The organism is Allobosea sp. FG18, assembly GCF_057809495.1.
Genome location: NZ_JBMDKB010000019.1, coordinates 1 through 25059 on the forward strand (window position 1 = coordinate 1; position 25059 = coordinate 25059).

The 25059-nt window shown below is 67.0% G+C and carries 28 protein-coding genes and 1 pseudogene; 13 read left to right on the plus strand and 16 right to left on the minus strand.

What is annotated here, in order from left to right; genetic code table 11:
• Nucleotides 1-80: 80 nt before the first annotated feature.
• Entirely contained in the window at nucleotides 81-728 is a 648-nt protein-coding gene (locus ACODTJ_RS20030; protein ID WP_454656448.1) for a DUF938 domain-containing protein, read from the minus strand.
• Nucleotides 729-854: 126 nt separating this feature from the next.
• Here ACODTJ_RS20030 and ACODTJ_RS20035 point away from each other — a divergent pair, with 126 nt between their 5' ends.
• From ACODTJ_RS20035 to chrA, 3 genes are all read left to right on the plus strand, one after another.
• A complete protein-coding gene (locus ACODTJ_RS20035) occupies nucleotides 855-2117 on the plus strand; it encodes a hemolysin family protein (RefSeq protein ID WP_488849747.1) in 1263 nt (420 codons plus the stop codon).
• Between the two features lie 133 nt (nucleotides 2118-2250).
• On the plus strand, nucleotides 2251-3084 hold the full coding sequence (locus tag ACODTJ_RS20040; RefSeq protein WP_454656449.1) for a chromate resistance protein ChrB domain-containing protein: 834 nt from the start codon (nucleotides 2251-2253) through the stop codon (nucleotides 3082-3084).
• Nucleotides 3081-4460, plus strand: coding sequence for a chromate efflux transporter (chrA, locus tag ACODTJ_RS20045; protein WP_488849737.1), 1380 nt, complete (start codon nucleotides 3081-3083; stop codon nucleotides 4458-4460). Before ACODTJ_RS20040 ends, chrA begins: the two co-directional genes overlap by 4 nt.
• Before the next feature lie 3 nt (nucleotides 4461-4463).
• Here the strand turns inward: chrA and ACODTJ_RS20050 are convergent, their stop codons facing one another.
• The 4 genes from ACODTJ_RS20050 to ACODTJ_RS20065 form a co-directional block, all read right to left on the minus strand.
• Nucleotides 4464-4778: a hypothetical protein gene (locus ACODTJ_RS20050; protein WP_454656451.1), complete on the minus strand. Its 315-nt coding sequence runs from the start codon at nucleotides 4776-4778 to the stop codon at nucleotides 4464-4466.
• A gap of 58 nt (nucleotides 4779-4836) precedes the next feature.
• Nucleotides 4837-6018 (minus strand): FAD-dependent monooxygenase, encoded by a 1182-nt coding sequence (locus tag ACODTJ_RS20055; RefSeq protein WP_454656452.1) that lies wholly within the window; start codon nucleotides 6016-6018, stop codon nucleotides 4837-4839.
• Between the two features lie 85 nt (nucleotides 6019-6103).
• A complete protein-coding gene (locus ACODTJ_RS20060; RefSeq protein WP_293808006.1) occupies nucleotides 6104-6355 on the minus strand; it encodes a zinc-finger domain-containing protein in 252 nt (83 codons plus the stop codon).
• Between the two features lie 79 nt (nucleotides 6356-6434).
• Nucleotides 6435-7394 (minus strand): heparan-alpha-glucosaminide N-acetyltransferase, encoded by a 960-nt coding sequence (locus ACODTJ_RS20065; protein ID WP_488849738.1) that lies wholly within the window; start codon nucleotides 7392-7394, stop codon nucleotides 6435-6437.
• A gap of 117 nt (nucleotides 7395-7511) precedes the next feature.
• Here ACODTJ_RS20065 and ACODTJ_RS20070 point away from each other — a divergent pair, with 117 nt between their 5' ends.
• Together ACODTJ_RS20070 and cysE are read left to right on the plus strand one after the other, a co-directional pair.
• Nucleotides 7512-8279, plus strand: a complete 768-nt coding sequence (locus ACODTJ_RS20070; RefSeq protein ID WP_454656454.1) for an alpha/beta fold hydrolase — start codon at nucleotides 7512-7514, stop codon at nucleotides 8277-8279.
• A 188-nt stretch (nucleotides 8280-8467) separates the two neighbouring features.
• Entirely contained in the window at nucleotides 8468-9316 is an 849-nt protein-coding gene (gene cysE, locus ACODTJ_RS20075) for a serine O-acetyltransferase (protein ID WP_454656455.1), read from the plus strand.
• 5 nt (nucleotides 9317-9321) lie between these two features.
• Here the strand turns inward: cysE and ACODTJ_RS20080 are convergent, their stop codons facing one another.
• Nucleotides 9322-10212, minus strand: coding sequence for a LysR substrate-binding domain-containing protein (locus ACODTJ_RS20080; RefSeq protein ID WP_454656456.1), 891 nt, complete (start codon nucleotides 10210-10212; stop codon nucleotides 9322-9324).
• A gap of 123 nt (nucleotides 10213-10335) precedes the next feature.
• Here ACODTJ_RS20080 and glyA point away from each other — a divergent pair, with 123 nt between their 5' ends.
• Nucleotides 10336-11658: a serine hydroxymethyltransferase gene (glyA, locus tag ACODTJ_RS20085; RefSeq protein WP_454656457.1), complete on the plus strand. Its 1323-nt coding sequence runs from the start codon at nucleotides 10336-10338 to the stop codon at nucleotides 11656-11658.
• On the opposite strand, the gene ACODTJ_RS20090 is transcribed toward glyA, so the two are convergent.
• Both ACODTJ_RS20090 and ACODTJ_RS20095 read right to left on the minus strand, forming a co-directional pair.
• Nucleotides 11655-11993 (minus strand): hypothetical protein, encoded by a 339-nt coding sequence (locus tag ACODTJ_RS20090; protein ID WP_454656458.1) that lies wholly within the window; start codon nucleotides 11991-11993, stop codon nucleotides 11655-11657. The two genes, glyA and ACODTJ_RS20090, sit on opposite strands and share 4 nt — an antisense overlap.
• 255 nt (nucleotides 11994-12248) lie before the next feature.
• On the minus strand, nucleotides 12249-13625 hold the full coding sequence (locus ACODTJ_RS20095; RefSeq protein WP_454656459.1) for a serine hydrolase domain-containing protein: 1377 nt from the start codon (nucleotides 13623-13625) through the stop codon (nucleotides 12249-12251).
• Between the two features lie 170 nt (nucleotides 13626-13795).
• Here ACODTJ_RS20095 and ACODTJ_RS20100 point away from each other — a divergent pair, with 170 nt between their 5' ends.
• Nucleotides 13796-14008 (plus strand): DUF3126 family protein, encoded by a 213-nt coding sequence (locus ACODTJ_RS20100; protein ID WP_199092659.1) that lies wholly within the window; start codon nucleotides 13796-13798, stop codon nucleotides 14006-14008.
• Between the two features lie 178 nt (nucleotides 14009-14186).
• Here the strand turns inward: ACODTJ_RS20100 and ACODTJ_RS20105 are convergent, their stop codons facing one another.
• Nucleotides 14187-14906 (minus strand): hypothetical protein, encoded by a 720-nt coding sequence (locus ACODTJ_RS20105; RefSeq protein WP_454656460.1) that lies wholly within the window; start codon nucleotides 14904-14906, stop codon nucleotides 14187-14189.
• Between the two features lie 163 nt (nucleotides 14907-15069).
• Between ACODTJ_RS20105 and ACODTJ_RS20110 the strand changes: the two genes are divergently transcribed.
• Both ACODTJ_RS20110 and ACODTJ_RS20115 read left to right on the plus strand, forming a co-directional pair.
• Nucleotides 15070-15396, plus strand: a complete 327-nt coding sequence (locus tag ACODTJ_RS20110) for a DUF6949 family protein (RefSeq protein WP_454656461.1) — start codon at nucleotides 15070-15072, stop codon at nucleotides 15394-15396.
• 54 nt (nucleotides 15397-15450) lie between these two features.
• Nucleotides 15451-15981, plus strand: coding sequence for a gamma carbonic anhydrase family protein (locus tag ACODTJ_RS20115; RefSeq protein WP_454656462.1), 531 nt, complete (start codon nucleotides 15451-15453; stop codon nucleotides 15979-15981).
• Nucleotides 15982-16124: 143 nt separating this feature from the next.
• Here the strand turns inward: ACODTJ_RS20115 and ACODTJ_RS20120 are convergent, their stop codons facing one another.
• On the minus strand, nucleotides 16125-16760 hold the full coding sequence (locus ACODTJ_RS20120) for a transglutaminase-like cysteine peptidase (RefSeq protein ID WP_454656463.1): 636 nt from the start codon (nucleotides 16758-16760) through the stop codon (nucleotides 16125-16127).
• A gap of 346 nt (nucleotides 16761-17106) precedes the next feature.
• On the opposite strand from ACODTJ_RS20120, the pseudogene ACODTJ_RS20125 reads away from it, so the two are divergent.
• A pseudogene (locus ACODTJ_RS20125) lies at nucleotides 17107-17752 on the plus strand (glutathione S-transferase family protein).
• Nucleotides 17753-17788: 36 nt separating this feature from the next.
• On the opposite strand, the gene ACODTJ_RS20130 reads toward ACODTJ_RS20125, so the two are convergent.
• Nucleotides 17789-18403 carry a PilZ domain-containing protein gene (locus ACODTJ_RS20130; RefSeq protein WP_454656464.1) on the minus strand — a complete coding sequence of 205 codons (615 nt, stop codon included), beginning with the start codon at nucleotides 18401-18403 and terminating at the stop codon, nucleotides 17789-17791.
• 61 nt (nucleotides 18404-18464) lie between these two features.
• The gene (locus ACODTJ_RS20135; RefSeq protein ID WP_454656465.1) at nucleotides 18465-19034 is read right to left on the minus strand and encodes a PAS domain-containing protein; all 570 of its coding nucleotides are present in this window, start codon (nucleotides 19032-19034) and stop codon (nucleotides 18465-18467) included.
• Nucleotides 19035-19444: 410 nt separating this feature from the next.
• Between ACODTJ_RS20135 and ACODTJ_RS20140 the strand changes: the two genes are divergently transcribed.
• Nucleotides 19445-20257, plus strand: a complete 813-nt coding sequence (locus ACODTJ_RS20140) for a rhomboid family intramembrane serine protease (protein ID WP_454656466.1) — start codon at nucleotides 19445-19447, stop codon at nucleotides 20255-20257.
• A 195-nt stretch (nucleotides 20258-20452) separates the two neighbouring features.
• Complete coding sequence (locus ACODTJ_RS20145; protein ID WP_454656467.1) at nucleotides 20453-20884, plus strand: CBS domain-containing protein; 432 nt, start codon at nucleotides 20453-20455, stop codon at nucleotides 20882-20884.
• A 179-nt stretch (nucleotides 20885-21063) separates the two neighbouring features.
• On the opposite strand, the gene ACODTJ_RS20150 is transcribed toward ACODTJ_RS20145, so the two are convergent.
• The 3 genes from ACODTJ_RS20150 to folE form a co-directional block, all read right to left on the minus strand.
• Complete coding sequence (locus tag ACODTJ_RS20150) at nucleotides 21064-22041, minus strand: patatin-like phospholipase family protein (protein ID WP_488849739.1); 978 nt, start codon at nucleotides 22039-22041, stop codon at nucleotides 21064-21066.
• A 201-nt stretch (nucleotides 22042-22242) separates the two neighbouring features.
• Nucleotides 22243-22650 (minus strand): phosphoribosyl-AMP cyclohydrolase, encoded by a 408-nt coding sequence (gene hisI / locus ACODTJ_RS20155; protein WP_454656469.1) that lies wholly within the window; start codon nucleotides 22648-22650, stop codon nucleotides 22243-22245.
• 290 nt (nucleotides 22651-22940) lie between these two features.
• Nucleotides 22941-23585: a GTP cyclohydrolase I FolE gene (gene folE, locus ACODTJ_RS20160; RefSeq protein ID WP_291922946.1), complete on the minus strand. Its 645-nt coding sequence runs from the start codon at nucleotides 23583-23585 to the stop codon at nucleotides 22941-22943.
• A gap of 185 nt (nucleotides 23586-23770) precedes the next feature.
• Between folE and ACODTJ_RS20165 the strand changes: the two genes are divergently transcribed.
• A complete protein-coding gene (locus ACODTJ_RS20165) occupies nucleotides 23771-24217 on the plus strand; it encodes an iron-sulfur cluster assembly scaffold protein (RefSeq protein WP_061967062.1) in 447 nt (148 codons plus the stop codon).
• A 16-nt stretch (nucleotides 24218-24233) separates the two neighbouring features.
• On the opposite strand, the gene ACODTJ_RS20170 is transcribed toward ACODTJ_RS20165, so the two are convergent.
• On the minus strand, nucleotides 24234-24995 hold the full coding sequence (locus tag ACODTJ_RS20170; protein ID WP_454656470.1) for a phosphatase PAP2 family protein: 762 nt from the start codon (nucleotides 24993-24995) through the stop codon (nucleotides 24234-24236).
• Nucleotides 24996-25059: the final 64 nt, after the last annotated feature.

Genomic DNA, 25059 nt, shown 5'->3' on the forward strand with positions numbered 1-25059 from the left:
CTACGTCCCCCTGGATTGCTTCGCTACGCTCGCAATGACGGTTGGTTCGTTTGACAACCGTTGGCTGGATGCAGCGGGTGTCACGCTTTTCTGAAGATCACGCTGAGATTGTTCGCGGGCATCTCTACGATCTCGGGTGTACCAAGGCCGTTGGCGGCGCCGAGTGCCGCGACCGCGTCCAGTTCCCGCAGGCCCCAGGCCGGGTCGCGCCCGCGCAGGCTTTCGTCGAAAGCCGCGTTGCCTGGCTCCAGCGGTCTGCCCGGCCGACGATAGGGACCGTAGAGATAGAGCGGCTGGCCCGGCTTCAAGAGGCGGCCGGCATGGCGGAACAGGCCCTCCGCCGCGGCCCAGGGCGCGATATGGATCATGTTGATGCAAAGGATCGCGTCGGCTGCTTCGAGCGGCCAGTCCGGCGCGGTTGCGTCGACGACGAGCGGCGGAAGAATGTTGCCGAGGCCGGATTCGCCGGTCCAGGCCGCGATGCTCGCGACCGCGTCGGGCGAGGGATCGCTCGGCTGGAAGGTCAGGCCGGGCAGGGCCGCGGCGAAATGAACGGCATGCTCGCCTGAGCCGGAAGCGATCTCCAGAACGAGCCCGGATGGTGGGAGCACACCCGCCAGCACGGCGAGGATCGCATCGCGGTTGCGCTGGGCCGACGGCGCGCGCAGTCGGGGATCGGCATCGGCTTGCGTATCGGCGGCCGGCTGCCAAAAACGGGGCTTGCTCATTATCCGCTCACAAATCTTTCGTCCGGCCCATCGCGTTGGGGCCATGTTCCGCTATAAGGGGCCAGGAAGCGGGCCGCCAGATGTCGTGGCTTCGCAGCAAGCAGGCTGGTTTTGTTAACCGAAATCCTGATCGTCGTGGCGCTGACGATCGTCAATGGACTCCTCGCCATGTCGGAACTCGCCGTGGTTTCGTCACGCCCGGCGCGCCTCAAGGCTCTCAGCGATCAGGGCAGCAAGGGCGCCGCAACCGCGATGCGCCTCGCGGAAGATCCCGGTCGCTTTCTCTCCACCGTCCAGATCGGAATCACGCTCGTCGGCGTGCTCTCGGGCGCCTTCTCCGGCGCCACGCTCGGCGCGCGCCTGTCGGAATGGCTGGGCACGCATGGTTTCTCGCCATCGGTATCGGATACGCTCGGCGTCGGCGCCGTCGTTGTCGCGATCACCTATCTCTCGCTGATTCTCGGCGAACTCGTGCCGAAGCAGATCGCGCTGCGCGACCCCGAGCGGGTGGCGGCGCGGGTTGCGCCGGCGATGTCGCTGCTCTCGAAGGTCGGCGCGCCTGTCGTGTTCCTGCTCGATGTCTCCGGCAAGGCGGTGCTGCGCCTGCTCGGCCAGAAGGGTGAATCCGAGGAGAGAGTCACCGAGGAGGAGGTCCGCACCATCATCGCCGAGGCGGAGACCGCCGGCGTGCTGGAGCGTGACGAGCGCGAGATGATCGCGGGCGTGATGCGCCTTGCCGACCGCTCGGCGCGGGCGCTGATGACGCCGCGCCGCGAGGTCGAGGTGATCGATCTCGAGGACAGTGCCGAAGAAATCCGCGAGCAATTGCGTGCGACGCGCCGCTCGCGGCTGCCGGTGCAGGACGGCGAGGCGGATTCGATCGTCGGCGTGATCCTCGTCAAGGACCTGATCGAGTTCCTTCAGACCGGCGAGGTGCAGGACCTGCGCGCGCTCGTGCAGGAGACTCCGATCGTGATGGATACGGCCGACTCGCTGCATGTCCTGCGCGAGATCCGCGCCAGCCGCGTGCATATGGCGCTGGTCTTCGACGAGTACGGCCATTTCGAGGGCATCATCACGCCCGGCGACGTGCTCGAGGCGATCATCGGTGCCTTCCAGGAAGAGGAAGAGGACGAGCCGGCGATCGTGACGCGCGCCGACGGCTCCTATCTCGTCGCCGGCTGGATGCAGGTCGACGAGTTCTCGCATGAACTCGGCATTCCGATCCCGCGCGACGCCGATTTCCAGACGGTTGCCGGCTTCATCCTGGCCGAGATGAACCATCTGCCGAATGTCGGCGAGAGCTTCGACAAGGGGCATTGGCGCTTCGAGGTCGTCGATCTCGACGGCCGCCGCATCGACAAGATTCTGGTCAGCCGGATCGAGTGAAGTTGCGGCCGGCGTTGACGCCGGCCGCGCTGACATGGTGTAGTCGTCGCCAAGGGGTTTCACCGCGACGACCCCGTGAGGCTTCGGCCCAATGTTCGCGTCCAACTTCCTCGCTTCAGGATGGACGCAAGCCATGTCTTCCAACGAACAGATCTCGGTCGCCCAGCTGTCACGGCTGGTCGGCCTGCCCGATGCTCCGGCGATCGTTGATGTCCGCATCGACGAGGATGTCGCCGCCGATCCATTGCTCCTGCCGGGCTCCGTTCGGCGCGACTATCGTACTGTCGCCGACTGGGGTGCTGAATTCGCCGCCCAGCGACGCGTGGTGGTGGTTTGCCATCGCGGCCTCAAGCTCAGTGAAGGCGTTGCCGCCTGGCTGCGGCATCGCGGCATTCCTGCGGAAACTCTGGAAGGCGGGCACCAGGCCTGGCGTCAGGCTGGCGGGATGGTGTTCTCGCCGGAGCGCCTGCCTCCGGGGGCCTCGGCCAGCGGCAGCGTCTGGGTGACGCGGGCGCGGCCGAAGATCGACCGCATCGCCTGCCCCTGGCTCATCCGACGCTTGATCGATAGGCAGGCCGTGTTCCTCTTCGTCGCGGCCTCCGAGGTCGAGGCCGTGGCGGATCGCTTCGGGGCCACGCCCTTCGATATCGAGGGCGTATTCTGGAGCCATCGCGGGCCGCTCTGCACCTTCGACGCGATGATCGAGGAGTTCCGGCTGGCTTCGCCGACGCTCGACCGGCTGGCGCGCATCGTGCGGGCGGCGGATACCGCGACGCTGGAGGCCGAGCCGCAGGCTGCGGGCCTGCTCGCGGCGTCGCTCGGGCTGTCGCGCATGTACAAGCACGATCTCGACCAGCTCGAGGCCGGCATGCTGCTCTACGACGCCTTCTATCGCTGGTGCCGCGATGCGGCCGAGGAAACCCATAACTGGCCGGTGCCGAAGCCGGCGGGGGAGGCGCGGCGATGAATGTCGTGGAAACGATAGCGGCAGGGCGCATGCCGACGCTCGGCGAGGCGACGCGGGTCTGGGCGCGGATCGGCTTCCTGTCCTTCGGCGGGCCGGCAGGCCAGATTGCGCTGATGCACAAGGAGCTGGTCGAGGAACGGCGCTGGGTCGGCGAGGAGCGTTTCCTGCACGCGCTGAACTACTGCATGCTCCTGCCGGGCCCGGAGGCGCAGCAACTCGCCGTCTATATCGGCTGGCTGATGCATCGGACGGTCGGGGGCCTGATCGCCGGCCTGCTCTTCATCCTGCCCGGGGCGCTGGTGATGCTGGGCCTCAGCATCCTCTACGTTACCTGGCGCCATGTCCCGCTGGTCGACGGCATCTTCTTCGGCGTGAAGGCGGCCGTGCTCGCCATCGTCATCGAGCCGGGCCTGAGGATCAGCCGCAGGGCGCTCAAAAATGAGGTGATGGTCGCTGTGGCGGCGGCTGCGTTCGTTGCGATCTTCCTGTTCAAGGCGCCGTTTCCGGCGATCATCCTGGCCGCGGGGCTCGTCGGCTGGCTCGGTAGTCGCGTCCGGCCGGACTGGTTCGGCGCGGCGGGGCGGCATGGCGCAGCCGGGCCGCCGGTCGTCGGCTTGGTCGACCGGCTGCTTTCGGAGGGGGGGCTCCCGCATGTCCGGCCTTCCGCGGGCAAGGCCATGCGCGTGCTCGCGCTTTGGCTGCCGCTCTGGCTCGCGCCGGTGGCCGTGCTCTGGCTCGTTACCGGCCCGGCCAGCATCTGGACGCAGATCGGCAGCTTCTTCAGCACAATGGCGATGGTGACCTTCGGCGGGGCCTATGCGGTCCTGGCTTATGTCGCGCAGGCGGCGGTCGACGGCTTCGGCTGGCTCACCGCCGGCGAGATGCTGGACGGGCTGGGGCTGGCCGAGACGACGCCGGGGCCGCTCATCCTCGTGCTCGAATTCGTCGGCTTCCTCGCCGCGTTCCGGGCGCCGGGCAGCCTGCCGCCGCTGGTGGCCGGCGGGCTCGGGGCGCTGCTGACGGTCTGGGTCACCTTCGCACCGTGCTTCCTCTGGATCTTTCTGGGGGCGCCCTATGTCGAGGCGCTCAGGGAGAACAAGGGGCTGTCTGCCGCGCTCGGCGCGATCACCGCCGCCGTGGTCGGCGTCATCGCCAACCTGGCGCTCTGGTTCGGGCTGCATGTCCTCTTCCGGGAGGTCTCCAGCCTGTCCTTCCTCGGCATGAGCCCGGAGGTGCCGGTCCTCACCTCGCTGGACTGGCGCGCCGCCGTGCTGGCGGCTGGCGCGGCCATCGCGCTTCTGCGCTTCAGGCTGGGCATGGTGCCGGTGCTGGCGATCTGTGCGATCGCCGGCGTCGTCCTGAAAGGCGGGTTCTGAGTCTCAGCGGCGCGGCTCGTCCGGCTCGATGATGCGATACTCAGCGTCGATGACTTCGACGCGGTCCGGCTGGCGCGGCTGGTTGGCGAAAGGACTGGTCGGGTCGATGCCCGCCGCCTTCAGCTTGGCCTTGAGGCGCCAGACCGCGATCGCGCCGACGATCAGCACGACCGGGATCAGGATGAGCGCAAGGCTCGCGGCCAGCACGAAAAGCGCGACGCCGACGGTGAGGCTCGCCGCCATGGCGAGCCACGCCTGCCAGCGCGGCATGGCGCGGGTGCGGCCGTTGAGCTGCTCGTAGAGATTGACGCGGATCATCTGGTTTCAGTCCCTTCCCTCGGCACAGAGATAGGGATCGATTGCGGCTTTGACGAGATCAGGCCGCATCCTGCCAGTCATAGAGCCAGCCATAGCGATTACGCAGGCCGTCCGGCCCCAGCCGCTTCAGCGCGAAATCGCGGGCGATGCTGAGCGGCCAGCCCATATGATAGTTGCGGCCATTGCCCCGGCTCTCCTCCTGCACGCGGGCGACGCGCTGGGCGCGGGCGGCGGCATAGGCGGCGAAGGCCATGGGCACCCCGGCAGCGCCTTCGCGACTAAGCGTCTCGGCGAGCAGGCGGGCGAGCACCGCGGCATCCTCGATCGCGAGCGAGGCGCCCTGGGCGAGGAAGGGCAGGATCGGGTGGGCGGCATCGCCCAGCAGCGCGATCCGGCCATTGGCCATGGCGGCGGGCTTGCGGTCGAACAGCGACCAGACCTGCCAGCCTTCGGCCGCGTCCGTGAGCTCGCGCAAGGCCGGCGAGGCGCCGGCGAGATGCTCGGTGACGACGCCGCGGTCGCCATCGCGCGACCAGCCCTCGCGGGCCTCCTTCGCCTGGCGGACGACGACGATGTTGATCTCCCGGCCGCCGGCGACAGGGTAATGCACCGCATGGCGGCCGGAGCCCATATGCAGCGTCACGCGCGGCTTGTCGCCAGCGCGGGCCGACACCACGGCGCGCCAGGCCTCATAGCCGGTGAAGACCGGCGGCGAAGCATCGCCGGTGAGATCGCGGACGCGCGACCACAGGCCGTCGGCGCCGATCAATCCGAGAGCGGAAAGCGTCCCGCCGACACCGTCGCGCGCGGTGAGCCCGATCGTGACGCCGTCGGCATTCCGGCTGACCTCATCCACGCTGCGGCCGACCATCAGGCGGATATTCGGCATGGCACGGGCGGCGTCTAGCAGGACGGTATGGAGATCGTTGCGCTTCATCATGCGAAACGGTGTCGGCATGTGCTCGGGGCTGGAGGGCATCTCCAGTACCTGCGAGCCGTCGGCCCAGCGCCGGATCATCAGCCCGTGCGAAGTCACGCTGATGCGCTTCAGCGGCAGGGCGAGGTCGAGCGCATCGAGCACGCGGCCGGAATTGGAGGTGACTTGCAGACCGGCCCCGGTCTCGCCGAAGCCGGTGCGCTTCTCGACGACGGTCGCGGCAATGCCGCGCCGCGCCAGCGACAGGGCCATAGTCAGGCCGCCGATGCCGGCGCCGGCGATGACGAAATGAGGAGCGGACACGGGATCGGACGCCTTCGATGATGGTGCTGGAAGACGAGGCGCGGATGCCCCTCAGAACCCGCGCGCCGGATGCAGTGGACGAGCCTCAGGCCGCCTTGGCCGAGTCCGTATAGGCGCATTCCGGCGGGATGCAGGCGGCGCCCTTCAGCGACGGCTCATATTTGAACAGGGTCGAGCAATAGGGGCAGATGATCTCGTGATCCGCGCCCATGTCGAGGAAGACATGCGGATGGTCGAAGGGCGGCTTGGCGCCGATGCACATGAACTCATGCGCGCCGACCTTGATGACGGGAACGCCGAGGTCATTGTGGAAATGCGGGATGCCAGTCGCGGCCATGGTCGTCGCTCTTCGCAAGTCTGAAATTCGGCCGCAACCTATCGCGTGAACCGCCCCAGCGCCAGAGCGCTCTTTCGCATCAGCGCCCGTCGCGCAGGCAGCCGCGCGCCAGCTCAGTCATCCGGGCGCTTTCCTGCGGCGAGAGGAGGTTGTCGAGCGCCTTCTGCCAGAGTTGCTCGCGCTTGAGGCCATCGACCGTGCAGGCGCAGACCATCCGGCAGATCTCCTGCGGCACGTTGGGACCGGAGCAGCTGCGCTGGCATTCGTTCCGGAAGGCGCGTTCCTCCGGCGAGGTCGGAGCGACGACCTGCATCGACAACATCAGCGCGCCGATGAAAAGCGGCTGGTGGACGAGATAGACCAGCAGGCTATGGCGCCCGCCCCAGGCGACGATTCGGGTCGCCTTGTTGCCCGGCCGCCAGCCGGCGAGCGCGGTACCAGCCAGATGCGGCAGGACGAGGCGCGCCAGCACGATGCCGCTCAGCACGCAGCCGAACCAGGGGAAGACCGGCACGAAATCGGCCGTGTGGATCGGCGCCTGAGAGAAGCCGAGCCAGGCCGCCCAGGGGTGATCGAACAGCGGATGGGCGACGAAGGAGGGCAGCGCGAAGGCGAGAGCTGCCGCAAACGCGCCGGCGATGACCGGCAGGCGCAGGAAGGGCAGAGCGAGCACGCTCGCGACCGCGACATGGTGCAGGATGCCGAAGAAGATGAAATCGCCCGGTATGAACCGCCAGGTGCCGAGCGTGACCAGTGCTGCCGCACCCGCGACCATGGCTAGGCGCTTGAGGTAGGCCTTGAGGTCCAGGCCCTTGCGCGTCGCGAGGACGAGACTGAAGCCGACGATGGTCAGGAAGCTGCCGGCGATGCCGCGCGCGAACAGGCGCCAGCCCGGCTCGGCGACGATGTCGGTCTCGATCAGCCGGAACATCGAGAGGTCGTAGGCGAAGTGGTAGACGAACATGGCCAGCAGCGCGACGCCGCGGGCGATGTCGACGATGGCGAGGCGTGACGATTCGCGGGGCGCGGGCTGGGTCATGCGGCCATCGTTCATCATGGCGGGCGCTCATAAGCAAGCCGCGCCATGGCGGGTACCCAAATCCGCCCGGCCATGGCAGGGAAGGGAACCATTCCGACGTTGCGACCCGAGACCCGTATGCAGAGCTTTTCTTCCGATGGCGTGAAGATCGCCTTCATCGACATGGCGCCGACCGCTGACGAGCCGAAGCACCGCACCATCGTGCTGGTCCACGGCTTCGCCTCCTCGCACATGATCAACTGGGTCAACACCCAGTGGACGAAGACGCTGACCCATGCCGGCTATCGGGTCGTCGCGCTGGATGATCGCGGCCACGGCCAGAGCGAGAAGCTCTACGACCCCGCCGCCTATTCCTCGCAGGTCATGGCCGAGGATGTGCGCCGGCTGATGGACCATCTCGACATCCCGCGCGCGGCGGTGATGGGCTATTCGATGGGTGCGCGCATCTCGGCGCATCTGGCGCTGGCGCATCCGCGCCGGCTGGAAGCATTGCTGCTCGGCGGACTCGGCATCCATCTCGTCGAGGGGGTGGGGCTGCCGCTCGGCATCGCCGATGCGATGGAGGCGCCGTCGCTCGATGTCCTGACCGATCCGATGCAGCGCATGTTCCGCGCCTTCGCCGAGCAGACCAAGAGCGATCTCAGGGCGCTCGCCGCTTGCATTCGCGGCTCGCGCCAGACGTTGACTGCCGAGCAGGTCGGGCAGATTTCGATGCCCACGCTGATCAGTGTCGGTACCAAGGACGACGTATCCGGCTCCGGGCCGGAGCTGGCGAAGCTCATCCCCGGCGCCGAGACCTTCGACATCATCGGGCGCGACCATAACCTCGCCGTCGGCGACAAGAGCCACAAGCAAGCCGTCCTCGACTTTCTCGCGCGTTTGTGAGAGCATGCAGGCGAATACAGGCAATCCAGAAAAGCGGGCGACGCCAATGTGTTGTCGATCTTCCCTGAAATTCTGATTCCGTTGCCTCGCTTTTAGATTCAACTTCGGTTCGGCTTGAGCTTTTGATGCGGACGCCTGCTTCAGGCCGGGTTGTCCTTCCGCTGAACCCGTCTTTCCGGAGAATGACCATGCCGTCGGGGCACTCCGTCGTGGAAGTACGCGACTTCGCAACCGGGCTCGACCGCGTCGATCCCGCCTGGTCGCGCCTGCGGACCGAGGCCGAAGCCGCTGTCGCGGCCGAGCCGGCGCTCGGTACCCTGATCGTCGCCTCCGTGCTCAACCAGCCGAGCTTCGAGGCCGCTGTCGCTCATCGCGTCGCGGCAAGGCTCGGCCATCCCGCCGTGACCGCCGACCTGGTCGAACAGGGCTTCGCCGAGGCGATGGCCGATGACGAGACGATCGGCGCCGGCATGCGCGCCGATGTGATGGCCGTACTCGATCGCGATCCCGCCTGCTACCGCGTGCTCGAGCCGGTGCTGTTCTTCAAGGGCTTCCATGCGCTGCAATGCCACCGCCTGGCGCATTGGCTCTGGAAGCGCGACCGGCGCGATTTCGCGCTCTACCTGCAGGCGCGCTCCTCCGAGGTGTTCCAGACCGACATCAACCCGGCGGCGCGGATCGGCAAGGGCATCTTCCTCGACCACGCGACCGGGCTCGTCGTCGGCGAGACGGCGGTCATCGAGGACGACGTCTCGATGCTGCACGGCGTCACGCTGGGCGGAACCGGCAAGCAGGGCGGCGACCGCCACCCGAAGATCCGCAAGGGCGTGCTGATCGGCGCCGGCGCCAAGATACTCGGCAATATCGAGGTCGGCCAATGCAGTCGCATCGCGGCCGGCTCGGTCGTGCTCCAGCCCGTGCCGCGCAACAAGACCGTGGCGGGCGTGCCGGCCAAGGTGGTCGGGGAAGCGGGCTGTGCCGAGCCTTCGCGCTCGATGAACCAGACGTTCGCCGGCGATTGCGGCGCCTATATCTGATGTGCTCAGTCGGCCGAGCCGGCGAGCCAGTCCATGATCTCGGCCCGGTGCGGATGCGCGCCGGCAGCCATTGCGGCCGCGAGCGTCAGGCGATCGGGCGTCGGCATGGCCTGGGGGAAGGGCGCGACGAGCCTGCCCGACGCGAGATGAGGGCCGACAAGACTCATCCGCCCCATCAGGATGCCTGAACCCGACAGGCAGGCATCCAGTGCCAGGCTGTAGAGCGAGAACGCCGGGCCACGGCTCGGATCGATCTTTGTGCCGGGTACGGCGAAGGATAGCCAGCGCGCCCAGTCGCTGCGCCAGACTGCGTCGTGCAGCAGTGTCTGCGCGACAAGGTCGGCTGACGTCGCGAGCTTTGCAGCGAGAGCGGGCGCGCAGACGGGTAGAATCGCGTCGCCCGCCAATTGAAGCCCGCCGCTGGCCGGTGCGGTTTCCCGATAGAACAGCGAGAGATCATAGGGATCGCGCTGCGGATCGGGCGGTTCCTCCATCGCCGAAATCGAGATCTGCAAGTCCGGGAATGCGGCCTGGAGCGCCGGCAGGCGCGGCGAGAGCCAGAGCTGGGCGATGCAGGGCAGGGCGGCGATGGCGAGCGGCCGATGCGGCTGTGCCTCGCGCAAGGCCTGCACCGCCTGTCCCAGCATGTCGAAGCCGCGCGTCAGGCGTGGCAGGGCCTCGCGCGCGGCTTCGGTCAAGGCGACGCCCTGCGGCAGGCGGCGGAAGACCGCGAAACCCAGCGTTGCTTCAAGCTGCCTGATCTGCTGGGTGACGGCGCCGGCCGTGACGCCGATCTCGTCGGCGGCCTTGGCGAAGCTCTCCAGCCGTGCCGCGGCCTCGAAGGCGCGCAAGGCATTGAGCGAGGGCAGGCGCGGGCGCGGCGGCTTGACCGGCAAGGCGAGGCTCCAGATCGAGGCTGAGAATTCCTCAGCCTGCGAGCGATGAATACTCGTTTGCGCGCGGGCCGGCAAACCGCTGTTATGCGTCGCGACATCAGGCGGGATCGGGAGAACGGCGAGATGACGGCTCTGGGCAGGCGCGACTGGGTTCCGGAAGCGAGCGAGGACTATGTGCTCAAGGTCGCCGGCGAAACTGCGAGCCAGCCGCTCGAGGCCATCGCGGCGCGGATCGACGCGCTCGCCACCGAGAATCGGACGATCCATGAGCGCGACTGCGTCAATCTCAACCCTGCCACCAATGTCATGAACCCGAAGGCCGAGGCGCTGCTCTCGGCGGGGATCGGGGCGCGGCCCTCGCTCGGCTATCCCGGCGACAAATACGAGATGGGGCTGGAGGCGATCGAGCAGATCGAGATCATCACTGCCGAGCTCGCGGCTGAGGTCTTCGGCGCGAAATATGCCGAAATCCGCGTGCCCTCCGGCGCCATCGCCAATCTCTACGCCTTCATGGTCGCGGCCAAGGCCGGCGACTGCATCATCGCGCCGCCCGGCGAGATCGGCGGGCATGTCACCCATCACGGTGCGGGCGCAGCCGGGCTCTACGGCATCGTCACCCATTCGGCACCGATCGATCCGGTGAATTATACGGTCGATGTCGGGAAGCTCCGGGCCGATGCGCTGCGCCTCAGGCCGAAGCTGATCTCGATCGGCGGCAGCCTCAACCTGTTCCCGCATCCGATCCGCGAGATCCGGGCCATTGCCGATGAGGTCGGCGCGCTCGTGCTGTTCGACGCGGCGCATATGTCCGGCATGATTGCGGGCCATGGCTGGCAGCAGCCCTTGGAGGAGGGCGCCCATCTGATGACGATGAGCACCTACAAGAGCCTCGGCGGGCCGCCTTCGGGCCTGATCGTGACCAACGATGCCGAGATCGCCAAAAAGCTCGACGCCATCGCCTATCCCGGTCTCACCGCCAATTTCGACGCGGCGAAATCAGCCTCGCTCGCCGTCTCGCTGCTCGACTGGAAGGCGCATGGCCGTGCTTATGCGCAGGAGATGGCCAAGACCGCGAAGGCGCTGGCGGAAGCGCTCTCCGAACGGCAGGTGCCGGTCTTCGCGCGCGACCGGGGCATGACCACCTCGCACCAGTTCGCGATCGAGGCCGCTGCTTACGGCGGCGGGCAGGCGGCGGCGAAGCGGCTTCGCGCCGTCAATATCCTGTCCTGCGGCATCGGCCTGCCGCTGCCGGCTGTCGAAGGCGACGTCAACGGCCTCAGGTTGGGAACGCCGGAGATCGTCCGTTTCGGCATGACGGCTGCGGACATGCCGGAGTTGGCTGGCTATATCGCCGAGGGGCTGAACGGCTCGCGCCCCGCCGAGGCGGTGGCGAAGGATGTGACGGCCTTCCGTGGCAAGTTCCGGACGCTGCATTTCATGCGCTAGGAATCATTGCCCGGCGCGAAGAAGCAGAGCAGTTCGCCTGAGTCGTCGATGCAGAGATGCCAGTGGCCGTCCGGCGACTGCTTGGCCTTGTCCTGCGGGATTTCGAGCGTCAGTGGCTTCTTGCGCTCCGTTGACCACATCGGATGCTTGCCGGGGGCGATCGTGACGATGAAGCCGCCGGTGACTTCCCGGACGGCTTCGGCATCGATCTGCGCACAGTCGGAATCGAGGCAGCAGTAGAACGGATAGTCCCAGCCCCGCGGGGCCTGATGGGCGCGTGCGACCGTCGCTCCCGCAATCAGGACAGCAGCGATCATCGAGGCAAGAACACGCATCGGCCAGCCCTCGAAACGAAGGCTGCGACCGGAAGGCGGCGAATGCGTGGCGGAGTATCCGCTTCGTCATGCTTGGGTCTCCCTGCGGTCGTCCGAGAATGACGGCTGGGTTCAATCGCGCGTCGTCATCCCGGGCGACCGCAGGGAGACCTGGGATCCATGCCGGAGCACCTCCGATGAAGGCTCAGGCATGGATCCCGGATCTCCGCTTCGCTGCGTCCGGGATGACTTGCGTTCTTAAAAAGCCGAGCTGCCTCAGCCTTGCGCCCGATCGCCGTAGCGCCCTTCCATCTCCGCGCGCATCGCGTCGGCTCCGAGCAGGCGCGAGCCGGCCATTCTGACCGAGCGCACCTTTCCGCCCTCACGTTCCAGAGCAACGGTCTCGCCCGGGCTGTGGAAGCCGGAGGCGCGGAGGATGCGGCCGGTGTCGGGCGCTTCGATCGCAATCTCGGCGGCATCGAGGAAGGGCGTCAGCAGGGCCGGGGCGGCGCAGAGCACGCGGTCGGCAACGGGCACGAGATCGGTCGCGCCCCAGAGCGTCCACCAGCGCCCTGTCCAGTCGCGCGTCTCGACGGGCGGGCCGCCGCGCTCGGCGAAGACCTTCAGGATATGGGCGACGCCATCGAGCCAGGGATGGGCGAGGCCGTCGATGGCGTTGGTCAGGACGGAGATCGTCAGGCCCTGCTTCGGGACGATGGCGGTGCGGGTGATGAAGCCCTGGAAGCCGCCGGAATGGCCGACCCAGCGCCAGTCGCCCTCGCCGCCGGAAATCGTGCCGAGCCCGTAATGCCGGCCGAGGCTGGATTCGTCGTCCGGCCAGAGCCGGCGGATCATCTCGCGGCGGCTCCTGGCCGAGAGGATGCTGCGTTCGGCTTGCGGCGAGAGTTGTGCGAAATAGCGCGCGACATCGGCGGCGGTCCCGACGAAGCCGGTGGCGGAAGCCATGGCATGGCAGTGGTTGTCGGCCGGGATGACCATGCGCTGACCGAGCAATTGCCTGCCGGTATGGCCCTTCGCCATCGGCCTCTGGCCCCAGAGGCCGATATCGGCTGCGGTTTCGGTGAGTCCGACCTTGGCGACGACCTCGTCGGTGATCCACTTGTTGTAGTCCTGTCCGGTCACGGCTTCGATGACGAGGCCGAGCAGGCCGAAGCCGTGGTTCGAGTATTTGAAACGTTGCGAGCCGGGGAGGACCGGCGGCTTCGCGAGATCGGCGAGCAGTTCCGCCTTGCTGCAGAAGGGCTTGCGGTCGAGGAACTGGCCGGCATCGGGGCCGTCGCGGGTCAGGCCGGCGCTGTTGGAGAGGACCTGGCCGACGGTGACCTTGGCGATCTCCGGGTGCAGCCCGTCGATCAGGCTGCCGACCTCGTCGTCGAGCCGCAGGCGGCCTTCGTCGACGAGGCGCAGGATGCCGGCCGAGGTGAAGCTCTTGGAATGCGAGGCGATGCGGAAGCCGTGGCGCGGCGTCAGTGCCTCGCCGGTGGCGAGGTTCGCGCTGCCGAAGGCGGCCTCCAGCACAACTTCGCTGCCATCCGCGATCGCGACCGCGCAGCCCGGTTGGTCATGATGGCTGCGCTGGAAATCGAGCCAGGTCGCGACATAATCGAGGGCGGGAGCAAGCCACGGCTTCATGGTCTCAAGGTCCGTCAAGGTTCCGGAGGTTCGAGAACATGGCACGATTCCGCATGGCATCCACAACCACCGGATGGATGAGGCCTGCCATGTCCGCAGCGGCTGCTTTCGCTTGCCCTTCGTGGCCTGCCGTGGCATCGCTCCCGGCCAATTCGAAAGGACCCAGGACCGTGGACAAGACAGAACTCGCCAAGCTCGAAACCTATCTGCGCCGCACCTTCAACAACCACGCGATCAGCGTGCGCGCCCGGATGAAGAAGACCGACTCGGCCGAGGTCTATCTGGGCGAGGAGTTCATCGGCATCATCCATGTCGACGACGAGGATGGCGACCGCTCCTTCAACTTCACCATGGCGATCCTCGACGTCGATCTCGAGGATTGAGGTCGTCAAAGCCAAAGGCTGGAGCCCTCATCCTGAGGAGCCGCGGAACGCGGCGTCTCGAAGGATGGTCCAGTAGGCTCCAGAGATTTCTGAAGCATCCTTCGAGACGCCATTCCCTCGGGAATGGCTCCTCAGGATGAGGGCTGTGGGTGTTCCCTGCCGCCCTAAAGACTGCTTCCTAGCGGATCAGCCCGTCGAGCGTCCGCCTGACACCTCCCAGCATCACCGCCCAATCGGCGATGATGGCGCGGGGGAAGCGGATGTTCACATCCATGCCACGATGCTGGAAGGTGATGCGGCAGGGTTCCTCGAGGCCGGCGCCGGTCTCGATCGGGCAGCGCGCGGCGAAGCCCTTTCCGTCGGGGACGGAGACGTAGAACTCGTCGTTCTCGAAGGGCGAGCCCTTGCGGAAGCCGCGCACCACAAGACCGCCGGGGTTCGACCAGACGGTCGGCGTCAGGAAGCGGGCATAGGTCGCGAGCTGCCGGGCCGGCTCGTTGACCCGGTCGGGCGGGCTCAGCGTGATCAGCAGCCGCTTGCGGTTATCCGGTTGGGCCGGGCCGAGGTTCGGCCAATCCAGGCGCAGGCGCACCATGCCGACGAGCCGGCTCGTATCGCCATCGTCCTCGATGCCGGTGAGCTCCTTCGGGATCATCAGGGCGACCTCGCCGACGCGAGCGGGCTGCGGGGCAGCCGTCGGCTCGTCGCGCTGCTGGGTGAGGTAGACCGCGAGGCCGGTTGCGAGCACACCCGCTGTCAGGATCAGCAGCATCGCCTTCAGCAAGGCGCCGTCCGCGCGCGGGAGCGGGGCAGCCCGCTGTTGCAGACGCATGCGCACCATCGAAGTGATATGAGCGGCCTGGTGGCCGGGCCGGTGATAGGGCAGCGATGCGGTCATTCCGGTGCCTTGCGATCAAGTCGCAACCACTGAATCATCCCCGGCTTAATGCGGCGTAAACCATAACCGGGCCGGTACGGTTAACCATCGGTAAACTCTGTCCTTCACAGTTCGTAAACCATGCGGCAGGCTCGGGCCTCGTTCCGGTTGAGAGTTTGCGTCCGTGACCATCCAGTTTGCCTTCCTCGAGGCGCTGCAATCCCTGTTCCTCGGCTTCGCCTTCGCGGGACTGCTGGCCAGCGCGTTCGAGCTGTTCACGGAGCGGCGCGCCGATTTCACGCTTCTGCAGACCGGCGGGCTTGCCGCCATCGCCAGCGTGCCGGTGGTGGTCTTCAGCGCGCCCTTCCTGATCCTGCGCAACACGGTGCGCGGCCGGCAGAACGACGGGCGCCCGGTTTCCTTCCTCATGCTCGCGGGCATGACCGCCGGCATCTGGAGCCTGGTCTCGGGCCGCGTCGTGCTCGACCTGCTGCATCTCCTCGGCGCTTGACGACAGGCGTCGCCCGCCTGCAATCCTGAGGGCTCGAACCGTCAGGACAAGCCGATGCCCCTCTATGCGCTCGATGGAACTAGGCCGGAAACCGCGGAGGCCGGAGAGTGGTGGCTCGCGCCCGACGCGCATGTCATCGGCCGCGTCAGGCTGGCGGCCGGAGTGGGGATCTGGTTCGGCGCCGTGCTGCGCGGCGACAACGAGTGGATCACGATCGGCGAGGGCAGCAACCTCCAGGAAGGCTGCGTGCTCCATACCGACATGGGCTATCCGCTGACGGTCGGCGCCAATTGCACGATCGGTCACCGCGCCATCCTGCATGGCTGCACGATCGGCGAGAACAGCCTGGTCGGGATGGGCGCGACCGTGCTCAACGGTGCCAAGATCGGCCGCAACAGCCTTGTCGGCGCCAATGCGCTGGTGACCGAAGGCAAGGAATTTCCCGACAATTCGCTGATCGTCGGCTCGCCGGCGCGGGCGATACGGACGCTCGACGACAAGGCTGCGGAAGGGATCACCGCTTCGGCGAAGGCCTATGTCCAGCGCTGGCGGCAATTCGCGGCCGGGCTCGAACGGCTCGACTGAAGCTCAAACGAAGCGGGCCGGCTTTCCGTGGGGGAAAGCCGGCCCTTGGCGAAACCCGATCCCTTGGGGACGGGTGGGTGGGGACGTGACCGAGCCTCGCCGTCCTTATATCCGCAGCCGAAATCGGGCTGCGGCGGATTCCATCAACGCTGTACCGAGGCGACCGTCGGGGTCTGCGCGCCGCCGAGCGAGGTCCAGCCGGTGCGGTACTGGGACTCCCGCTTGACGTAGACGTAGCCGGTCTGGCTCCAGGGCAGGATCGCATTGCGCTTGTTGTCGAGGACGAAGTCGCCGCGATCGGTGCGGATCATCAGCACGGCATGACCGGCATTCTCCTCGTCGATCACGACGGTGACGAGCATCGCGCGACGCGGCAGACCGGCCTCGGCCAGGCGCTTGCGCTTCAACAGCACATAATCCTCGCAGTCGCCCTTGCCGTCCGTGGGGATGTCCCAGCGGTCGACGACGCCCCAGTGATCCTGGTCGGTGATCGCCTCGATCTCGCGGTTGGCATTGTTGTTGACCGCGACGATCGTCTTCCAGAGCTTCGAATTCAGCTCGATCCGCTCGGCCTCGCGGGTGTCGACGCGGCATTCGGACGGCGTGCGCTTGCAGAAATCCGTCCAGGCATAGGGTGCGCGGGCGTCGCCGGAGGCTTCGGCCGGGAGGCTCGCGACCGGAATGCCGGCTGAACCCTGAGCCTGAGCCGCGCTTGCCCCGGCCATGGCGACCATGGCGGCGAGAGCGGTACCAATCAGATTGCGATGGAGTGAGAGCATGTCGTCCCCTTTCTGTCCCGGGGATGACGATGCGCGGCGGCGGATGGATTCGAGCTGAAATGGAAACGTACAAATTTATGTATTCGGCCGGTGCGGTGGCCAAGTATAGATCAGCCTCAACCTTGTTCGAAAGCGGAAGTAACGATTTGCGTCGATCGTAAAACCAAACGTTAACCCTTAATTGTTCGTTGTACAGAAAGGACTGATTAACCTACGCAATCGTTACCGCGCCGAAGCGGCAGAAAGGGCTGCTGTGGCCTCGGAAATGTGGTCTCGCCGGATCGACTGGAACGTGCGCGCTCGATGAGGGGTTATTGCCGATCGAACCATGCAGAGGGGCGCCTTGATGAGTGCACTGACCATCTGGACCTATGACTGGGTCCCCGAGGGGCCCCCGCGGTTTCGTGCGCGACCTAAGGCTGCGATGGGCCTGCGAGGAGGCGGGCCTCGCTTATGACGTCCGCACCATTCCTTTCGATGGGCGCGAGACCAATCATCTCTCGCGCCAGCCCTTCGGGCAGATCCCGTTCCTGGACGATGGCGCGGCGAAGCTGTTCGAGAGCGGGGCAGGGCTGCTGCACCTGGCGCGCAAGAGCGAGAAGCTGATGCCGATCGATCCGGTCGCGGAAGCGGAAACGCTGCAATGGACGCTGGCCGCGCTCAACGCGATCGAGATGGTCAGCGTGCCCTGGTGGTTCCTGACCGTCACCGGAGCCGCCGACAATCCGCTGACGGGCTGGATGGGCCTGCGCCTCGGTCAGCTCGAACAGGTGCTGAGCGAGCGCGAATGGCTCGCCGCCGGCCGCTTCACGGTAGCCGACCTGCCGATGGCGGATGTGCTGCGGGTCGAGAAGGTCCGTGCCTTCGGCGACCGGCCGGCGAGCGAGGCCTATGTCGCCCGCGTCACCGGCCGCTCGGTCTTTCGGAAGGCGCAGGCCGATCAGGTTGCGCTATTCAAGGCGGCGGACGCCAAGCGGCGCTCTGCGAGCTGACGCTATGGAGGACGCTGAAAGCCCGCGATGCGGGCTTCAGAGCTCGAGATTCTCGTCGAGCAGGTCGGCCGAGAGCGGGAAGCGGAACTCGGCCGCATAGCCGCCGTCGAAGCGGCGGACGACACGCGCCGGCGTCGTGCCGAGGCGGACCGGCGTGTTGATCGGCAGGTCGAGATCGCTGGAGAAGGCGGCGCCCGAGAGCGAGATATCGATGATGCGCACGATATGCTCGGCGCCGTCATCCAACACCAGGGTCGAACGCGGGTTGCGCGGCACGATGCGCTCGTGGCGGCGATCCTCGGGCAGGCCGAGCTCTTCGCGATTGGCAAGCCAGGTCAGCTGGGCGGTGAATTTCTCGCGCTTGCGGCTGGTCGCCGTGATGGTCATCGCGAAACCCTCGGCCGTGGTGCGCACGCAGGCGCCCTCGATGCGGCCGAGATGCTCGAGATAGACGATGACGCGCTCGCCGGGCTTGGCCTTGGCGGGCGCGGCGAGGTGAACGCCGCCGGGTGAGATGTCGATCGTCTGGCAGGGATATTCCATGCGGTTCGGCAGCATGTAGCGACCCAACAACACCACTTTCATACGGAAATGCCGCCTGCGCTCAGCAGGAAAGGCAGCCGCTCGAGGCGTTTTGAGGGCGCTCAACATCAATAACCGACCTAGATTCCCCGATAATCCTAGGCGGGTTTCGGTTAACGTATCGTTCCGCTCAGGCCCGCCCGCCCGGTAATACCACGAGACGGGGCGGTTCGGCACGGCGCGGCGTGACGGGTGGGCGTGCGGTCGCCGCAGGCCAGAGCATCCTGAGCGAGATCATCCGCATCGATTCGATGGTGTCGAGGCCGAGCCAGTCCGGTGACAGGGCGGGCGAGAGCGCGCCGAGCACACGGGCGTGGGTGCGGCCCCGGTAGCGCAGCGGCAGCAGCAGCAATTCGAGATAGATCGGCGTGCCGGTGACCGACTTGCCGGAGAGGCCGGCGACCGCGCCGGCACTCTCGTCCATCACGGTCTGGACGAGGCGGCGCATATCGCTCTGGGCCTCGACATCGGCCCAAAGCGCCGTGAAGGCGCGGCCGCGCAGTTCCCTGCCGATCAGGGCGCAGAGCCGCGTACCCGCCAACCGGAAGACCGGGCCGATCGGCTCGTTTTCCAGCACGAAGGTATCGGCCAGGGCATGCCGCAAGGCTCCGGGCTCGATCTCGCCACGCTCCGGCGCGGCCCGCTCGCCGCGCAGCCCGTCCCAATATTCGAAAACCAGACGTGTGCTCGCGTTCTTCATTCTGTGCCCATATCGCCCGTCTGTCTCTCCCTGGAGCGGCCCGACGTCCGAAGACGACGCGGAACCGTTCGAAAGGAGGGCGAATCAATCTCTCAGAAGATCGCTGACGCATTCGCCGTGCCGTCTTGCCACCCCGCACTGAGTCGGGGGAGGCGGCAGGGGCGTTAGGGTTAATCAAGTCTTACGATTGTGGATGATCGTTAAAATGCGCATCAATCGCTTCGGAATTCGCGGATGCGGACAGCATGCGCAGCACGAGGTGGAGGGGGGCGTGAGCCAGCCGCTCGGTACGACCGGGCGGCCTCACAGCCGGCGAAAAAGGGGACGGCGCGAGCCGCTCCCCTTTTTCGTTGAGTCGGGCTGGTCTGCCGCTTGCGCCGTGCCGGTGCTTCGGCAAGTGTGACGGCCGCATGTCTTCCCAATATTCTCCACCGCCGCGGCGCGAGCCCGTCTTCAACCTGCCGTCCGCTGTGGTCTGGCTGCTGGTGGTCCTGGTCCTGATCCAGGCCGGCCGCTCGCTGCTGTCGGACTATGACGACTACGTGCTGATGTCCTGGCTCGCCTTCGTGCCGGCACGCCTGACGCTCTGGCTCTCGCCGGCACGGATCGACGATGTCGTCGGCGCGATGGCGCAGCTCACTGCAGGACAGGACGTCGTCGAGCGGCTCCAGCTCGTCCGGCTGCTGCTGGCCGATGGCGGGGTCAGGCTCTGGACGGTCCTGACCTATGGCCTGCTGCACGGCTCCTGGCTGCATCTCGTCTCCAACGCGGTCTGGCTTGCGGCTTTCGGCAGCCCGGTCGCGCGGCGGCTCGGGACGGGGCGCTTCCTCAATCTGATGGCTCTGGCGACCATCGGAGGGGCGCTGCTGCATTGGTGGTCGCGGGATCTCGACGTGCTGCCGCTCGTCGGCGCCTCGGCGGGCATCTCGGGGGCGACGGCAGCGGCGATCCGTTTCGTCTTCGCGCCCGGCCTGCGCTTCGGTGAGCTCGGCGACGATGCGGTCGTGCGCGCGATTCCGGCCGAGCCGTTCGGGCAGCTCTGGCGCAATTCGCGCGCCCTGCTGTTCATCGCGATCTGGTTCGTGACGAACATCCTGTTCGGCGCGGGGCTGGTGCCGATCTTCGGCGAGGAGACCAGCATCGCCTGGGAAGCCCATATCGGCGGCTTCGTCGTCGGACTCATGCTGTTTCCGCTGCTCGACCGGGGGCAGAAGCGGAGCTGAAGCGGATGGCGGGTCCGTATTCGCAGGCTCCTTAGAACCATTTCGGAAACCTTGCCTGCGCCAAGGTCTTCGCCCACACTCACCTTATTGCGAAGCACTTCCCGAGCCGGCCCGGCATCGAGAGACTTGCCGGCCCTCGCGAAGTTCCAGCGAAACCGCGCGCCGGCAACGGCGCGCCTGCGAGGAGGGTTGGCCATGAATGTCGAGCAGTTGCTGAGCGGCAAGGGGCACGATGTGATCTCGGTGCAGCCGCATCGGACGCTGGCCGAGGCGATCCGCACGCTGAGCGAGAAGCGCATCGGCGCCGTTGTCGTCATGGGTGCGGATGGGGCGCTCGTGGGCATCCTGTCCGAACGCGACATCATCCGGGCGCTTGGTGAGCTGGGAGCCAGCGCGCTTGAGAGCGCGGTCTCGCGCTCGATGACGTCGAAGGTCGTAACCTGCCGGCCGCAGACCAGCGTCGACGAATTGATGGAGATCATGACGACTGGCCGCTTCCGCCATGTTCCGGTGGTCGAGAACGGCCGCGTCACCGGCCTCGTTTCGATCGGCGACGTGGTCAAGCACCGCGTGGCCGCGATCGAGGCCGAAAGCAAGGCTATGCGCGACTATATTGCGATGGCGTGATGGAAGCCTGTTCGCGTTTCCATTGAAACGCGGGTCATCCCAGCCGTAGCGAAGCGGAGAGCCGGGATCCATGCCTGAACCTTCATTGGAAGCGCTCCGGCATGGATCCCGGGTCAAGCCCGGGATGACCCGCGTGTTTCCATGCAAAATCCGGTAGGCTCGGGCGCCGCCGGAGGGCCTCAGCTCTCGGGCGCGATATGGTTGGCTGCGACGAGGGTGGCGATGTCGTCGAGCGCCCGGCGCGTCGCCTGCCGGCCGAGTTCGATTGTCTCGTCGGCGCGGTGGAAGTCGAACAGGCCGATGCGGCCGAGCTTCGGGCCGATCATCACGTCGGGCGGATCACCCGCCAGCCGCGAGCGCGAGATGCGGTCCTGCGTGATGTTGAAGGCATCGATCATCACGCCCGCGAGGCCGGGACGGTTCTCCGCCGGGCGGCCGACGATGTTGCGGACGCGCTTGGCCGCGCCGCTGATCCCGTCATACCAGCGCGGCTCCGGCTGGATACGCAATTCCGGTATGAGCGGGTCGGGGTCGGAGCTCTGATCCTGGATGGTCGTGCCGCGGCCGGTGAGGTCGCTGTTGAGGTTGACGCAGATCACGACATCGGCGCCGAGCGCGCGCGCCGCCGTCACCGGAACCGGATTGACCAGCGCGCCGTCCATCAGCCAGCGGCCGCCGAGCTTCACGGGGTCGAAGATGCCGGGCAGCGCGTAGGAGGCGGTCAGCGCTTCGACCAGCGGGCCACGGGTCAGCCAGATTTCGTGGCCGAATCCGAGCTCGGTCGCGACGGCGACGAAGCGGTGGCTCAGGTCCTCGATCCGGATGCCGTTCAGATGCTGTTCGAGCAGGCGCTTCAGACGGCTGCCGGCGATCAGCCCGGCGCCGCCGATATGGAAATCCATCAGGCCAACGATGCGGCGCTTGGTCATGCTGGTGGCGAATTCGCTGAGCTCAGGCAGCTTGCCGGCCGCGAGGCAGCCGCCGACCACGGCGCCGATCGAGGTTCCGGCGATGACATCGGGGGCGAAGCCGGCCTCGATCAGCACCTCGAGCACGCCGATATGGGCCCAGCCGCGGGCCGCGCCGCCGCCGAGCGCGAGGCCGATCTTCGGTCTGACCAGGGCCGGCTGTCCCTCGACCGGGCGCATATCGTTCATTGCGGCACCACCTCCGCCGAGACCAAAGGCTCGCCGCGCGACACCATCCCACCGCATGGGCCCGTCCCTCCATGGAATAAGAGGGTCTCAGAAGCCGATGAGCGAAAGATGAACGGCCAGCCTCCGGCGATTATCGCCTGTCTTTGACGAATCCGTGAAGGCATGCCGGCGGCATTGCCGATGCGCGCCGGATTCAAGCTGTCAGTCGCAGAGGATCAGAGGTTTTTCCGTCTCGCTCCGCAGCGGCTTGACCCGGTAGAAGCAGGAGCAGCGCCCGGTGTGACAGCAGCCGCCGTCGCCGGCCACCTTCACCTTGATCCAGAGTGCATCCTGGTCGCAGTCGACCCGCATCTCGACGATGGTCTGGATCTGTCCGGAGGTCGCGCCCTTGTGCCAGAGTTCCTTGCGGGAGCGCGACCAGTACCAGGCCTCGCCAGTCTCGATCGAGCGCTTCAGCGCCTCGGCATTCATATGGGCGACCATCAGCACCGCGCCGGTATCGGCCTCCGTCGCGACGACCGTGACAAGGCCGTTCGCGTCGAAGCGGGGGCTGAGCACCGTTCCCTCCTCGAGGGCGTGCTTGTCGGTCGCGGCGGGGAAGAGGGGCATGGAGGCTCCGGGGAAGGGCGGTCACGTGACGCGCCTTGTAATGAGAATGCCAGGAGCGGCTAATGGAGCCGCCAACTGGTGCAGACAGCTATCGGAAACCCGTCGTCGGAACCACCCTTTGTCATTCCGGGGCGCGCCGCAGGCGCGAACCCGGAACCCACGACGGGGTGCGACATTCCAAGCCGCGTTGTGGGCAGCTCACCCGGTCGTGGGTTCCGGGTTCTTCGCTCCGCGAAGCTCCGGAATGACAAGGGTGGTACGAAGTCGTTGCTGCCCGCCGTCGAACGCACCTACAGCCCCGGCGACTTCACCATCGTGAAAAAGCGGACCTGCTCGGCCGGATCGTCCCGGAAAACGCCGCGATACTGCGAGGTCATCGTCGACGAGCCCTGCTTCTGCACGCCGCGCATCGACATGCACATATGCTCGGCCTCGACGAGGATGGCGACGCCGCGCGGCTCCAGCACCTCCTCGATCACATCGGCGATCTGGGCCGTCATCGTCTCCTGCGTTTGCAGGCGGCGGGCATAGACATCGACGATGCGGGCGAGCTTCGACAGGCCGACCACGCCCTTCGACGGGTAATAGCCGATATGGGCCTTGCCGACGAAGGGCACCATGTGGTGCTCGCAATGCGAATAGAACGGGATGTCGCGGACGAGGACCATGTCGCGATAGCCCTCGACCTCCTCGAAGACGCGGTCGAGGATATGATGCGGATCCTCGGCGTAGCCCTTGTAGAATTCCTTGTAAGCCTTGGCGACGCGGCGCGGCGTGTCCGCCAGCCCCTCGCGCGACGGATCGTCGCCCGCCCAGAGCAGCAGTGTGCGGACAGCGGCTTCGGCCTCTTCCTGCGTGGGCTTGCGAACCAGAAACTTGTCAGCGGAGGGGCCGATGGCCCCCTCGACGGACAAGGACTTAACCACAGGGATCATGTGGTGCCTCCCGTTGGGACGATGAAGCCTCGCGAGCCAGCCCTTGCAGGCTGCGGCTCCCGAGGTCGGTGCGACAAGTTTGATGCCTCGCGGCGGGAGAGGTTCCCATGCCCTCCCGTTTTGCGGCGATCAACCCTATATTGGGTCTGCGTGCCGGTCATTCCAGACCGGCGAGAGAACAAGCCATGCTGGACGACGTCTACAACAAGCGCATCCTCTCGCTTGCCGCCAACATCCCCCTGCTGCAGCGCCTGCCTTCGCCCGATGCGACGGCGCGCGCGCACTCGAAGCTATGCGGCTCGACCGTGACAGTCGATGTCACCATGGAAGGCGATGTCGTGACCGGCTTCGGCCATGAGGTGAAAGCCTGCGCGCTCGGGCAGGCCTCGTCCTCGATCATGGCCCGCCATGTCGTCGGCTCGACGGCGGCGGAATTGCGGGAGGTGCGCGAGCAGGCCCGTGCCATCCTGAAGGACAATGCCGAGCCGCCCGAGGGCAAATGGGCCGATCTCGCCGTGCTCGTGCCGGTGCGCGACTTCAAGGCGCGCCATGCCTCGACGATGCTGACCTTCGACGCGGTGGTCGATGCGATCGACCAGATCGAGGCCAAGCGGCGAGAGGCTGCCGCCTAGCCGTCTCGTCAGGGCGTCACTTTACGCCGAAGGCGACGCGGATTTCCGGCACGGTCTCGTCGAAACGCAGCTTGAAGGCCTGGTCGGCGAGGAGGGCCTTGGCGACGGCGCGCCCGACCTTGTCGCCGGCGACGAGGTCGCTCGGATAGTGGAAGCCGCAGATCAGGCGGCTCTCGCCATAGCTCTTCACCCGCTGCTCCAGCTTGTCGCCGAGCTCGGGCGCCGCGGTCTTCAGGAGTTCGGCATAGAGCGCAGCGGTCGCGGCATGGCCGGAGGGGAAGGAGGTGCCTTCCGGCCGCGCGCCGGGGCAGGGCTTGACGCGGACCTTCGCCCAGAGCTGGAACGGGCGCTGGCGGCTGGTCAGGCGGTGGACGCTCTTCAGGAGGATGCCGAGCTCGACCTGGGCCTCGCGGAAGAGCAGCCGGACCTCGCGATGGGTGCCGTCGACATAGCCCGTGTCCATGCCGTTCAGGAAATTGACCAGCGCAAGGCGCTGGTCGGCGATGGCCGCCTTCTCGCGCTCGGGCGTCCGGTTCAGGGTGATCTGCTGGACCTGCTCGAACTCGGCCTTGCCCTCGGGGCTGTTCTGCGCCGGCGGAAGGCCGATGATCTTGGCGATGTCGAGCTTGGCGCCGTCCAGCCAGAGCAGGTAAGGCCGCTGCTGGGCCGAAGCCGGCATGGCGAGGCCGAGGCCCAGCGCCAGTCCGGCACCGAAGAGGGCGGTGCGAACGGAGGCCTGGCGAACAAGGGCTTGGCGAAAGCGAGCGGCGCGCATCATGTTTCCGGTATCGAGCAAGGGAAGCGGTTCTGATTGTGGCTGAACGAAACGAAGCAGACGATCT

Coding starts and splice junctions, on each gene's coding strand:
- hisI (WP_454656469.1), bottom strand. CDS start 22,650: ATGCCCCTCTTCCCCGCCGCGACCGACAAGCACGCCCTCGAGGAGGGA.
- ACODTJ_RS20170 (WP_454656470.1), bottom strand. CDS start 24,995: ATGATGCGCGCCGCTCGCTTTCGCCAAGCCCTTGTTCGCCAGGCCTCC.
- ACODTJ_RS20150 (WP_488849739.1), bottom strand. CDS start 22,041: ATGAACGATATGCGCCCGGTCGAGGGACAGCCGGCCCTGGTCAGACCG.
- ACODTJ_RS20050 (WP_454656451.1), bottom strand. CDS start 4,778: ATGATCCGCGTCAATCTCTACGAGCAGCTCAACGGCCGCACCCGCGCC.
- ACODTJ_RS20145 (WP_454656467.1), top strand. CDS start 20,453: ATGAATGTCGAGCAGTTGCTGAGCGGCAAGGGGCACGATGTGATCTCG.
- ACODTJ_RS20165 (WP_061967062.1), top strand. CDS start 23,771: ATGCTGGACGACGTCTACAACAAGCGCATCCTCTCGCTTGCCGCCAAC.
- ACODTJ_RS20105 (WP_454656460.1), bottom strand. CDS start 14,906: ATGACCGCATCGCTGCCCTATCACCGGCCCGGCCACCAGGCCGCTCAT.
- ACODTJ_RS20090 (WP_454656458.1), bottom strand. CDS start 11,993: ATGCGTGTTCTTGCCTCGATGATCGCTGCTGTCCTGATTGCGGGAGCG.
- chrA (WP_488849737.1), top strand. CDS start 3,081: ATGAATGTCGTGGAAACGATAGCGGCAGGGCGCATGCCGACGCTCGGC.
- glyA (WP_454656457.1), top strand. CDS start 10,336: ATGACGGCTCTGGGCAGGCGCGACTGGGTTCCGGAAGCGAGCGAGGAC.
- ACODTJ_RS20065 (WP_488849738.1), bottom strand. CDS start 7,394: ATGACCCAGCCCGCGCCCCGCGAATCGTCACGCCTCGCCATCGTCGAC.
- ACODTJ_RS20140 (WP_454656466.1), top strand. CDS start 19,445: ATGTCTTCCCAATATTCTCCACCGCCGCGGCGCGAGCCCGTCTTCAAC.
- ACODTJ_RS20115 (WP_454656462.1), top strand. CDS start 15,451: ATGCCCCTCTATGCGCTCGATGGAACTAGGCCGGAAACCGCGGAGGCC.
- ACODTJ_RS20040 (WP_454656449.1), top strand. CDS start 2,251: ATGTCTTCCAACGAACAGATCTCGGTCGCCCAGCTGTCACGGCTGGTC.
- ACODTJ_RS20070 (WP_454656454.1), top strand. CDS start 7,512: ATGCAGAGCTTTTCTTCCGATGGCGTGAAGATCGCCTTCATCGACATG.
- ACODTJ_RS20060 (WP_293808006.1), bottom strand. CDS start 6,355: ATGGCCGCGACTGGCATCCCGCATTTCCACAATGACCTCGGCGTTCCC.
- ACODTJ_RS20095 (WP_454656459.1), bottom strand. CDS start 13,625: ATGAAGCCGTGGCTTGCTCCCGCCCTCGATTATGTCGCGACCTGGCTC.
- ACODTJ_RS20130 (WP_454656464.1), bottom strand. CDS start 18,403: ATGTTGAGCGCCCTCAAAACGCCTCGAGCGGCTGCCTTTCCTGCTGAG.
- folE (WP_291922946.1), bottom strand. CDS start 23,585: ATGATCCCTGTGGTTAAGTCCTTGTCCGTCGAGGGGGCCATCGGCCCC.
- ACODTJ_RS20120 (WP_454656463.1), bottom strand. CDS start 16,760: ATGCTCTCACTCCATCGCAATCTGATTGGTACCGCTCTCGCCGCCATG.
- ACODTJ_RS20135 (WP_454656465.1), bottom strand. CDS start 19,034: ATGAAGAACGCGAGCACACGTCTGGTTTTCGAATATTGGGACGGGCTG.
- cysE (WP_454656455.1), top strand. CDS start 8,468: ATGCCGTCGGGGCACTCCGTCGTGGAAGTACGCGACTTCGCAACCGGG.
- ACODTJ_RS20030 (WP_454656448.1), bottom strand. CDS start 728: ATGAGCAAGCCCCGTTTTTGGCAGCCGGCCGCCGATACGCAAGCCGAT.